The organism is Kribbella sp. NPDC026611, from assembly GCF_040638345.1.
In the GTDB taxonomy this organism is placed as follows: Bacteria; Actinomycetota; Actinomycetes; order Propionibacteriales; family Kribbellaceae; genus Kribbella.
Map to the genome: position 1 here is coordinate 754,284 of NZ_JBEZYC010000003.1, position 9,810 is coordinate 764,093.

The following is a 9,810-nucleotide window of genomic DNA, read 5'->3' on the forward strand; positions in this document are numbered from 1 at the left end:
TCCACCCTGACAGCGAAGCGGTACTCCGATAAGGTCCAGTTCCGTGAGCCGAATGAGGACCAGTTCTGGGACCGGCGAATTGCTGGTCGAGCTCCACCGGGAGAACGGCGTACCGCTGCACCAGCAGCTGGAGAGCGGGATCCGGACCCGCATCCGGGCCGGTCTGCTGCGGCCGGACACCGTGATGCCGTCGACGCGCGCTCTGGCGCAGGATCTGGGGCTGTCGCGCGGGGTCGTGGTCGAGGCGTACCAGCAGCTTGTCGCCGAGGGGTACCTGGTGAGTCAGGCCGGCGGGTACACCCAGGTCGCCGATGTCTCGGTGGTCGAGCCGACGGCTGCGCCGGCCGCGGCGAGTGGGCCGCCGCGGATCGACTTCCGGTACAGCCGGCCGGATGTGTCGCAGTTCCCGCGGGTCGCCTGGCTGCGCTCGATCCGCCGGGTGCTGAACGAGACGCCGTACCGGAGCCTTGCCTACATCGACGGGCGCGGGACGATCGAGCTGCGGACCGCGCTGGCGGACTATCTGAACCGGGTGCGCGGTACTGCGGCTCGGCCGGAGAACATGCTGATCTGCAACGGGTTCGCGCAGGGATCGCGGCTGCTGCTACAGGTGCTGGTCGCTTCGGGGTACCGCCGGCTCGCGGTCGAGGATCCGTCGGACAACGACCTGCGGGAGGTTGCGGCGGCGGTCGGGCTGGAGGTGGTCGGCGTACCGGTGCTCGAGTCGGGGGTCGATGTCGATGCGCTGGAGCGGTCTGGGGCGGATGTGGTGCTGGTGACGGCGGCGCATCAGTTCCCGACCGGAGCGGTGGCGTCGGCTTCGGTCCGGGCGGCGTTGGTGACGTGGGCGGGGCGTGCGGATCGGTTGGTGATCGAGGACGACTACGACGCGGAGTACCGGTACGACCGGGAGCCGGTGGGCGCGATGCAGGGGCTGGCGCCGGATCGGGTCGCGTATGCCGGGACTGCGTCCAAGACGCTGGCGCCGGGGTTGCGATTGGGGTGGCTGATCCTGCCGGATCGGCTCGTGGAGCCGATGACGCGGGCCAAGCTGATGGACGATCGCGGGTCGCCGGTCTTCGACCAGCTGGCGTTTGCGGACTTCGTCGCGCGGGGCGAGTTCGACCGGCATCTGCGGCGGATGCGGCCGCGGTACCGGGAGTTGCGGGACACGTTGGTCGAGCGGTTGGCTGTGCGGCTGCCGGAGCTGGAGCCGGTGGGGGTGTCGGCTGGGTTGCACGTGATGAGTTACTTGCCTGCGGACCTCGACGAGTCGGCTGTGGAGGCGGCGGCGCGGGAGCGGGGGCTGGGGGTGTACGGGCTGGCGCCGTACTGGGTCTCGGGGGCGGGGCCGGCCGGGCTGGTGTTCGGGTACGGGTCGCTGAACCGGTCGGAAGTTGTCGAAGGCATCGATCTCCTGGCGGCCGCGGTCGCGGAGCTGCGCCGGCGTCGCTCGTGAATAATTATCCAATTCGTTGCAATTTGATCCGTTGGGTTCTACCGTTGTCGGAGTGATCGCCGCAGCTCGGATGAACCTCCTGATGAACCAGGCCTGGCCGGCCGCCGACAGCACCGAACTGGACGGCTGGCTCGTCCGCCGCAACGCCGGCGTCACCCTCCGCGCCAACTCCGTCCTCCCTTCCAAGGCGCCGTCCGACCTGAACCGTGCCTTGGACTACGTGGAAAACCTGTACGCCGCCCACGCCATCACCCCGTCCTTCCAGATCAGCCCGGTCGCCCAACCCGCGACCCTGGACGCTCACCTGGCCACCCGCGGCTACACCGTCCGCAACCCGACCTTGGTCCAGTGCGCCGAGCTCTCCACCGTCCTCGGCAACCTGCCTGACCTGTCGACCCCGGTGAATATTTCCACCCTGCCGTCCGACTCCTGGACCGACTTCTGGTGGCACACAGACGGCCACGGGAGCAACGCAACCGCCAAAGCCACCGCCCACCAAACCCTCACCCAAACCCAAGCCCTCTACGCCGCAATCCCCCACCACCCCGCCCCGCCCCACGTGGGAGCGGACAGCTTCTCCCCGGAGCGGTTGAAGGCGATTGGGCGGCTTGCGCTGGTGGATGATTCGGCCGGGTTGTACTGCCTCGCCGTCGACGAAAACTTCCGGCGCCAGGGCCTGGCCCAGGCGGTCATCGCCGGACTGTTGCGCCAAGCAACAAAACAGGGCATCCGCTGGGTCTGGCTGAGCGTCCTCGAGGACAACCGCCCCGCCCTCGAGCTCTACCACCGCCTCGGCTTCCAGACCGTCTCCCGCTACCACTACCGCGTGAAGCCTCTGCCCTGAGCAGAAGCACCACGATCAGCGTCGCCACATCGGCGAGGATCAAACCATGCTCTTGGAACGCGGCACCAGCGGCCCACCCGTCCTCCTCCTGCACTCCCTCGGCCTCGACAAGCACATGTGGACCCCGATCGTGGACCGGCTGGCCGTCGGCCGACGCGTATTCGCCTACGACCTCCGTGGCCACGGCGAGGCCGCCGCGGCGCCTCAGCCGTTCACGTTGCGCGACCTGGCCCGCGACCTGTTCGCCGTACTCGACGAGCTCTCGCTAGAGACGGCGCACGTGGTCGGCCTGTCGTACGGCGGTGCGATCGCTCAGACCGCAGCGATCGAGGACCCCGGCCGGTTTGCGTCGCTGGCATTGCTCGCGACGACCGACCGAGCGTTCCCCGACGTCTTCGAGCAGCGGGCTGCTGCAGCCGAGGCCGGTGGGATGGCCGCTCAGCTGGACGAGTCGCTGTCCCGCTGGTTCACTTCGGAAGCGCTCGCGGCCGACACCCCGGGCGTGCGGTACGCACGGGACTGTCTGCTGGCGATGGACCCCGCCTCCTGGGCGAGGGCCTGGCGATCGATGAAGGAACTCGATGCCCAAGGCAAGCTTGCGCACTTCCCGGCACCGGTCCTGGTGGTCGCCGGGGGAGCGGATGCCTCCGGCCCGACCGCGCTCCTGCGCGGGATCGCCGACGGGATTCCCAGTGCTCGCTTCCGGGAGCTCCCCGGCGTACCGCACATGCAGACCTTGGAGCGCGCGGACGAGGTGGCTGCGGTCCTGGACGAGTTCCTACCTAGAGACTGATCTTCCCCAGCAGGTCGACAACGACGAACTCCGCCCCGGTCCGCTCGACCGAGTTGCGGAGCGACGTCAGATCGGTCCAAGGCTTGGCCGGCTGGTCGAGCGGCTTGGTGAAGTCGTCCCAGTGCGTCGCGATCACCTTCCGCACCGGCTTGATCGTGCTCAGCAGCCGATCGGTGATGCCCGGCTCACCACCCGGCGCTGCGAAGACCACATCCACCTCGAGGTCGCGAAGAGCATGCGGATCGAAGTTCGCCGTACTCAAGCTGAGGATCCGTACACCGCCGATCGTGATCACGAACGCGAGCGTCCCGCCCTCGACGAGATCCTCGATCACGCGCGGCCGCGGCGGGACCTCGAACCGGTACCCCGGATAGACATAGTTGTGCCGCGGTCCACCGCACGAGTGCAGTGAGGGGAACACCTCGAGCGTGAAGCCGTCGAACACCAAGTACTCACCGCCGCGCACCGGCGACAACAGCTCGGCCGGAGTCCGCATCGCCTTGAGCAGATTGACGTGGGTCTCCGTACCGAGCACGGTCGCCTGAGTCTTCTGCGCGACGTACGGCACGTCCGCCATGTGGTCGTAGTGCGCGTGGTGCACGAGGATCGCGTCCGCCGTACTCAACTGCTGGTCGATCACGCGGGTGTTCGTCACCAGGCGCGTCTTCGAATTCGTCCCTGAGGGATCGAACGCGCCGGTCGGCAGGCGGCTGAGGTACGGATCGGTCAGCAGCACACTGTTTCCGCACTTGAGCTGCCACGCGTGGGTCCCGAACCAAGTCAGCTCCACTGACTCCCGCTTCGCCTCCGCCACCCCCGCCCCAACGCCTGTCTCCGCCCCGCGCGCGGTCCCGGCCGGCCCCGCGGTCCCGGCCGTCGCCGCCCTCCCCGCCGTCCCCGTCGTCGTCGCGGCCTCGCCTCGGCTCTCGATCCCGATCACGCCTGCCGCTCCTGCCGCCGCCGCGCCGGCCAGCATGCCCCTTCGACTCACCTTCACGCTGTCTCCTCTCGTTGGAGCTTCCAGTCAAGGCAGAGCGCGGAGCCCATGTCGAATATGCTCTTACGCATGGTCCGATCGCCAATGCATATCGCCGCAGGTCAGTGAGGTCATGCTCACCGAGCGACACCTGCAGATCTTCATCGCCCTCGCCGAGGAGCAACACTTCGGCGACGCGGCGCGGGTCGTCGGGATCACCCAACCGCCCCTCTCCCAAGGGCTGCGCCGCCTCGAGACGCTGGTCGGCGCGAAGCTGTTCGAACGCGGCCAGGGCCGAGTCGAGCTGACCCCAGCGGGTGCCGCGCTCCTCCCGTACGCACGCCGGGCGCTCACCTCGATGGAAGAGCTCCACCAGGCGGCGGTATCCCGCGATCCGGAAGGCCCCGAGATCCGGCTCGGACTGGCGCCAGAGGTACCGCCCTCGGCAGGCGCTGCAGTCGCCGCGGCCTGCGGTACCGCGATCGCCGGCAGCCGCGTGACGGTGGTGACTGCACCGACGAGCTCGCTGATCAACCAGGTGAGCACCGGCCGCCTCACATTGGCCGCCGTACTGCACCCGGCCGTCCTCGACGGCCTGGAAGCCGGACCAGTCACCCTGCTACCGACCTGGGCCCTCGCACCAGCCGGGACGGCCTCAGGCGAGGTCGTAGAGCTCCGACAACTGCCCGGCCTACCGGTAGCAGTCCGCCCACGCGCAGAGGCCCCGCCCGCCCGCGACCTGTTCCTGGACACGCTCGCCCTGCACCGACCCGACGGCGGCACAGTAGTCGTCACCGACGAACGAGCCGGCCTGGCAATGACCGCCGCCGGCCAGGCAGTCGTAGTGACAGCAGACCCCGCCCTCACAGCCCCTTGGGTAACCCGTCACCGGCTGACCGGCAATCCCCTACCCCTCCGCCTCCGCCTCGTCTGGTCCCGCACCCGCACCCCGTTCCCACACCCAGCAGACACGCTCGCCCACCTGACCCAAGCCCTGACCACCCCAGAAGCGGGTGCGGTGTGAACGCGCGGATCCGGGCGATCTTCGACGATGCCGGCGTTCAGGGCTGGTTCCACGCGGTCGCGCTGGCCGACCCCTCGGCGACGGTCGACCTGGACGCGGATCACGTCGTACCCCTGGCGTCGGTCTACAAGCTGCCGCTGCTGGCCGGCTTCTGCCGGCTGGTCGACCAAGGCCAGGTGAAGCCGCGCGAGCGGATCACCCTCCACCCGTTGACCAAAACAGCCGGACCGACCGGCCTCTCGCTCTTCGCCGATCCGGTCACGCTCTCGCTCCGCGACCTGGCCCTGTCCATGATGACGGTCTCCGACAACGCCTCAGCCGACGCGCTGCTGAACATCGTCGGCCTGACCCGCCTGGCCACGATCCTCGAATCCTTCGGCCTCGAGCGAACCTGGGTACGCCGGGGAACCGCCGCCAACCTGCGAGACCTGCAGGAAAAGACCGGCACCAACGACCCGGATGCGGCCCTCGCCATCCTCGCCGACAACGACCAGACCGACCCCGACGGCGTCTACTCAGCCGCCAACGCCTCTGCCGGCAGCCCGCGAGACCTCACCCTCCTCCTCCAGCGCCTGTGGTCCGGCGAACTCCTGTCGGCCGACCAAACCAGCTTCGCCAAAGGCACCATGCACCACCAAATCTTCCAGCACCGCCTGGCCTCCGGTTTCCCCCACGACAGCATCCGCATCGCCGGCAAAACCGGCACCTTCGGCGCCCTGCGCCATGAGGTCGGCGTCATCACGCTCCCCGACGGCACCGCCTACGCAGTAGCAGCCCTGACCCAATCCGCCCGAGGCGACACCCGCCAACCCCGAGCAGACCAAGCCATCGGCAAAGCCGCCCGCCTAGCGGTCGACCTCCTCAGATAGGTGCCATCCGCAGGCGGGCGAAGGGCGGTCAGATAATTGCGTAGGCCTCGATCTCGAGCAGGGCGTCGGGGCTGAACAGGCTGACGACCTGGACGGCTGTGCTGGCGGGTGGGTTGTTCGTGTCGACGTACCGGTCGCGGACCGTGCGGAGGACGGGCAGGATGCCGATGTCGGTCACGTAGAAGTTCAGTTTCGCGACGTTGGCCCAGGTCGCGCCGGCCGCCTTCACGCAGGCGTCCAGGTTCGCGAACACCTGCTCTGCCTGCGCGGCGGCATCCCCGACGCCGACGAACTTCCCGTCCGCGTCCAGTGCCACCTGCCCGGCGATCGCGACCCACTGTCCGGGCGCGGTCGCGACGTGGCTATAACCATTGCCTGGGGGCAACATTCTCCGGCTGCGGAAACTCCATCAGGCGTCCCTTCCCTCGGTTGTGCCTTCATCCGACCACGCGATCAGGTCTGGAAACCGGTTTCCGTTAGGATTCGGGCATGGGGCGGACACCGAAGGACTCGATCACCATCGCCGACGTGGCGCGGGCGGCCGAGGTCTCCCGGGCGACGGTGTCGAGAGTGATGAATGGGCGACTCAACGTCGCGCCCGACATCGTCGCGCGGGTCCGGGCGGCCGCCGACCGGCTCAACTACCGCCCGAGCGACCTGGCCCGCAGCCTCTCACTCGGTACGACGAACATGGTCGCCCTGCTCGTCCCCGACCTCGGCAACCCGCTGTTCCAGCAGATCCTCCGCGGGATCACCAGCGCCTCGGCCGCCGCCGGGTACCGCGTGCTCGTCGCCGAGTCCGACGAGGACCCAGACGCGGAGGCCTCCATCGCGATCGAGGCGCGGCGCCGCTGCGACGCCCTGATCATGGTCTCGCCCCGCCTCGACGAACCAAGCCTCCTGGAACTACTGCCACAGGTGCAGCCGGTGATGCTCGTCAACCGACAGGGGCCACCCGAAGTCTCGTCGGTCCTCGTTGACTACGGACGAGCCGTTCGCATGGTCGTCGACCACCTCGTCGCGCTAGGACACCGGCGACTGGTCTTCCTCGCCGGTCCGGCCGCCAGCGCCTCCAACACCCTGCGACTCCGCGCCCTCGACGTCGCCGAGCGTGAAATCACCGGCCTGGAGATCGTGCGGCTGGACTGCGGCCGCTCGATCGAGGACGGGTACGGCGCCGTCGACCGTGTCCTGGCTGCCCGTGGTACGGCGGTGGTCGCCTTCAACGACCTGGTCGCGTTCGGATTGCTCGCCAGGCTCAACGAGGTCGGCGTCGCCGTACCCGACGAGCTGTCGGTGACCGGGATGGACGACATCGGCCTGGCGCGCTTCGCCGTACCGTCGCTCACGACCGTGCGCGTACCGCAGCGGGACCTCGGCGAGCTGGCGTGGCGACGCCTGCACGCCGCGATCACGGGGGCGGACGGCGAGGGCGACGTACCGGACCTGGCCCTGCATGTCCGCGCCAGCACCGGCCCGAAGCCGGGCAGAGGTTCAGAAGTTGGGCAGACCCTGGGTGGGGGACGAGGCGAGGGCTGACTGCCAGCGCCGGGGGACGCGGCCGGCCAGGCGGGCCGCGCGACCCGCGGAGACCGCGTCGCGCATCGCGGCCGCCATCAGCGCCGGTTTCTCTGCGCGTGTGACCGGCGTCGCGAGCATGACCGCGTCGCAGCCCAGCTCCATCGCCAGCGCCGCGTCACTCGCCGTACCGATCCCGGCGTCCACGATCACCGGCACACCGGCCGCCTCCGCAATGAGCGCCAGGTTGTGCGGATTGCGGATCCCGAGCGCCGAACCAATGGGTGCGGCCAACGGCATCACCGCAGCACACCCCGCCTGCTCCAACCGCCTGGCCAGGATCGGATCGTCGTTCGTGTACGGCAGCACAGTGAAACCGTCGGCCACCAAGGCATCCACAGCGTCCAGCAGCTCCACCGGGTCCGGCAGCAGCAGGTGGTCGTCGGCAACGACCTCGACCTTGATCAGGTCGGTCTCCAGCGCCTCGCGGGCCAGCTTCGCCGTCAGCACGGCCTCGGCCGCGGTGTGACAGCCGGCCGTATTCGGCAGCACGTCGATGCCGTGCTTCTTGAGTACGTCGAGCACCGAGCCCTCGTGCCCGGTGCCGAGCCGCCGCATCGCGACCGTGGTCAACTGGGTGCCGGAGGCAATCAATGCCTCCTCCATCACTTCCAGATTGGCCGAACCGCCGGTCCCCATGATCAGCCGCGAGGTGTACGTGCGCCCGCCGAGCTCCAGTGGATCGTCCATGTCAGCCTCCCTGCGTCGCGCTGACGATCTCGACCCGGTCGCCGGGCCGCAGTGCGGTCTGCGCCCACTCGGCCTTGGTCAGCACGTTCTGATTCACCGCGACCGCTATGCCCGTGGTGCGGTCGGAGTACTGCGCCACCACGTCGGCCACCGACTGCCCGGCCGGTACGTCGGTCGCCGTACCGTTCACCCAGACCGAATCCATCGCATCCTCCCTACGCCGGAATTACCCGAGTCAGGTTCAGCGGTCGGTGACGGCTCGGCCACCCTCTCAGCCCGGTCCTCCGAGCTCCCGCGGGGCTTTCGACTCTAGCTCACGCCGTACGGTCAGTCGACGCCGGTTCCGGTCAGCAGGACAGCGAGCTCGGTCGGGCGGTAGAGGACCTGTTTGCCGGTGCGTTGCGGCTCGACCAGTCCCGTACGGCGTAGCAGCTGCAGGTGCTGGCTGACTGCAGATGGGGTCACCTTGAGCTCGCCGGCCAGGTCGGTCGTGGTGCGGGGGTGGGTGAGGAGCTCCAGGATGTGGGCGCGGGGCGTACCGATGAGCTGGGCGAGGTCCTGCTGGGAGGGCGGCTCGACGACGGACCACAGGTTGGCCTGGCCGCGTGGCGGGTAGCCGAGGATCGGGTCAGCGCCGGGGTCGAAGGGGATGACTGCGTGCGGTCCGAACAGACTCGGCTGCAGGACCAGCCCGCGGCCGTCGATCCGCTCACTGCGGCTCGGGTTGCTCACCTGGTCTACCTCGAGCACACCATCGGCGTAGGTGATCGCCGGCGCGAGCCCGTTGAGCATGGCGGCAGTGCCGTGCTGCGTGAGGACAGGTCCGCGGTAGCTGATGTCGGCGGAGAGGAGGGTCCGCATGCGGTCCCAGTACGGCGCCATCATCGCGTCCCAGTACGCCTCCAGCGCTGCCACGACCTGTGCTGTATCGAAGTCGGGCAGCTCGCCGTTGACCGCGGTGAGCTGCCGCTCGAACGTCGCCCGGTCGACCTTGGCGATGCCGTCGAGCTCGTCCTTTAGCTGCGTCAACGGCGAGGTCGGCCGGGGCGTGAGGAAGTCCGGGCTCCCCATGGTGTCGTTGACGAGCCACCGCAGTACATCCCAGTCCAGCTCAGTGACCCGCGGCTGCACCGCCCGCACCCACCCCAACTGCAACGGAAACCGCCCCGGATCCCGCAACGCCCGCAACGAAAGCACCATCTCCGCCACCGGCGACACCGCAAACCTGAGCTCCTCCAGATCCCGCGAACTCAAAACATAAGTAAGCACAGCCGCTCAGCCCGGCCCGTTCCCCAACCCCAGATCGCTGTCAACATCAAAACCCTCCCGCCCGTACTCCACCTGCGGCAGACCGACATCAACCCCAAGATCAAACCCCACCTCCCCCTCCTCCTCAACAAGATCCGGCTCCAGTCCCTCACCCCCAGCCGGCACCGCCCCACCCGCCTCTGCCGGGCCGCTGACCTCTGTCGGGCGGCTGACCTCTGCCGGGCCGCTGACCTCTGTCGGGCGGCTGACCTCTGCCGGGCCGCTGACCTCTGTCGGGCGGCTGACCTCTGCCGGGCCGCTGACCTCTG

At 69.1% G+C, this 9,810-nt stretch carries 12 protein-coding genes and 1 riboswitch; of the genes, 6 read left to right on the forward strand and 6 right to left on the reverse strand.

Annotation, left to right across the window (positions count from 1 at the left end; genetic code table 11):
- Positions 1–52 precede the first annotated feature (52 nt).
- From AB0E69_RS15490 to AB0E69_RS15500, 3 genes are read left to right on the forward strand one after another with little or no spacing between them, the layout of a single operon-like run.
- Positions 53–1,459 (forward strand): PLP-dependent aminotransferase family protein, encoded by a 1,407-nt coding sequence (locus AB0E69_RS15490; RefSeq protein WP_360144937.1) that lies wholly within the window; start codon positions 53–55, stop codon positions 1,457–1,459.
- Between the two features lie 52 nt (positions 1,460–1,511).
- Positions 1,512–2,303 (forward strand): N-acetyltransferase, encoded by a 792-nt coding sequence (locus tag AB0E69_RS15495; RefSeq protein WP_360144940.1) that lies wholly within the window; start codon positions 1,512–1,514, stop codon positions 2,301–2,303.
- Positions 2,304–2,349: 46 nt separating this feature from the next.
- Positions 2,350–3,096, forward strand: a complete 747-nt coding sequence (locus AB0E69_RS15500) for an alpha/beta fold hydrolase (protein WP_360144943.1) — start codon at positions 2,350–2,352, stop codon at positions 3,094–3,096.
- On the opposite strand, the gene AB0E69_RS15505 is transcribed toward AB0E69_RS15500, so the two are convergent.
- Positions 3,086–4,093 carry an MBL fold metallo-hydrolase gene (locus AB0E69_RS15505; RefSeq protein WP_360144946.1) on the reverse strand — a complete coding sequence of 336 codons (1,008 nt, stop codon included), beginning with the start codon at positions 4,091–4,093 and terminating at the stop codon, positions 3,086–3,088. The genes AB0E69_RS15500 and AB0E69_RS15505 overlap by 11 nt on opposite strands.
- A gap of 112 nt (positions 4,094–4,205) precedes the next feature.
- On the opposite strand from AB0E69_RS15505, the gene AB0E69_RS15510 reads away from it, so the two are divergent.
- Positions 4,206–5,096, forward strand: a complete 891-nt coding sequence (locus AB0E69_RS15510; RefSeq protein WP_360144949.1) for a LysR family transcriptional regulator — start codon at positions 4,206–4,208, stop codon at positions 5,094–5,096.
- Entirely contained in the window at positions 5,093–5,965 is an 873-nt protein-coding gene (locus AB0E69_RS15515; protein WP_360144952.1) for a serine hydrolase, read from the forward strand. The genes AB0E69_RS15510 and AB0E69_RS15515 overlap by 4 nt, the downstream gene beginning before the upstream one ends.
- A gap of 28 nt (positions 5,966–5,993) precedes the next feature.
- Here the strand turns inward: AB0E69_RS15515 and AB0E69_RS15520 are convergent, their stop codons facing one another.
- A complete protein-coding gene (locus tag AB0E69_RS15520; RefSeq protein WP_360144955.1) occupies positions 5,994–6,353 on the reverse strand; it encodes a RidA family protein in 360 nt (119 codons plus the stop codon).
- Positions 6,354–6,454: 101 nt separating this feature from the next.
- On the opposite strand from AB0E69_RS15520, the gene AB0E69_RS15525 reads away from it, so the two are divergent.
- Positions 6,455–7,504: a LacI family DNA-binding transcriptional regulator gene (locus tag AB0E69_RS15525; RefSeq protein WP_360144958.1), complete on the forward strand. Its 1,050-nt coding sequence runs from the start codon at positions 6,455–6,457 to the stop codon at positions 7,502–7,504.
- Here AB0E69_RS15525 and AB0E69_RS15530 read toward each other — a convergent pair.
- The 4 genes from AB0E69_RS15530 to AB0E69_RS15545 form a co-directional block, all read right to left on the reverse strand.
- Entirely contained in the window at positions 7,460–8,233 is a 774-nt protein-coding gene (locus AB0E69_RS15530; protein ID WP_360144961.1) for a thiazole synthase, read from the reverse strand. The genes AB0E69_RS15525 and AB0E69_RS15530 overlap by 45 nt on opposite strands.
- Before the next feature lies 1 nt (position 8,234).
- A complete protein-coding gene (thiS, locus tag AB0E69_RS15535; protein ID WP_360144964.1) occupies positions 8,235–8,438 on the reverse strand; it encodes a sulfur carrier protein ThiS in 204 nt (67 codons plus the stop codon).
- Positions 8,429–8,539: riboswitch (TPP riboswitch) on the reverse strand. It overlaps the preceding gene by 10 nt.
- Before the next feature lie 21 nt (positions 8,540–8,560).
- Positions 8,561–9,487 (reverse strand): DUF5937 family protein, encoded by a 927-nt coding sequence (locus tag AB0E69_RS15540; protein WP_360144967.1) that lies wholly within the window; start codon positions 9,485–9,487, stop codon positions 8,561–8,563.
- 21 nt (positions 9,488–9,508) lie between these two features.
- The coding region (locus tag AB0E69_RS15545) for a hypothetical protein (RefSeq protein ID WP_360144970.1) at positions 9,509–9,810 on the reverse strand (302 nt) is incomplete at its 5' end.

Bases quoted from the DNA above. Each gene is read 5' to 3' on its own strand.
- AB0E69_RS15490 (WP_360144937.1), top strand. From the start codon at position 53: ATGAGGACCAGTTCTGGGACCGGCGAATTGCTGGTCGAGCTCCACCGG.
- AB0E69_RS15500 (WP_360144943.1), top strand. From the start codon at position 2,350: ATGCTCTTGGAACGCGGCACCAGCGGCCCACCCGTCCTCCTCCTGCAC.
- AB0E69_RS15510 (WP_360144949.1), top strand. From the start codon at position 4,206: ATGCTCACCGAGCGACACCTGCAGATCTTCATCGCCCTCGCCGAGGAG.
- AB0E69_RS15520 (WP_360144955.1), bottom strand. From the start codon at position 6,353: ATGTTGCCCCCAGGCAATGGTTATAGCCACGTCGCGACCGCGCCCGGA.
- AB0E69_RS15525 (WP_360144958.1), top strand. From the start codon at position 6,455: ATGGGGCGGACACCGAAGGACTCGATCACCATCGCCGACGTGGCGCGG.
- AB0E69_RS15530 (WP_360144961.1), bottom strand. From the start codon at position 8,233: ATGGACGATCCACTGGAGCTCGGCGGGCGCACGTACACCTCGCGGCTG.
- thiS (WP_360144964.1), bottom strand. From the start codon at position 8,438: ATGGATTCGGTCTGGGTGAACGGTACGGCGACCGACGTACCGGCCGGG.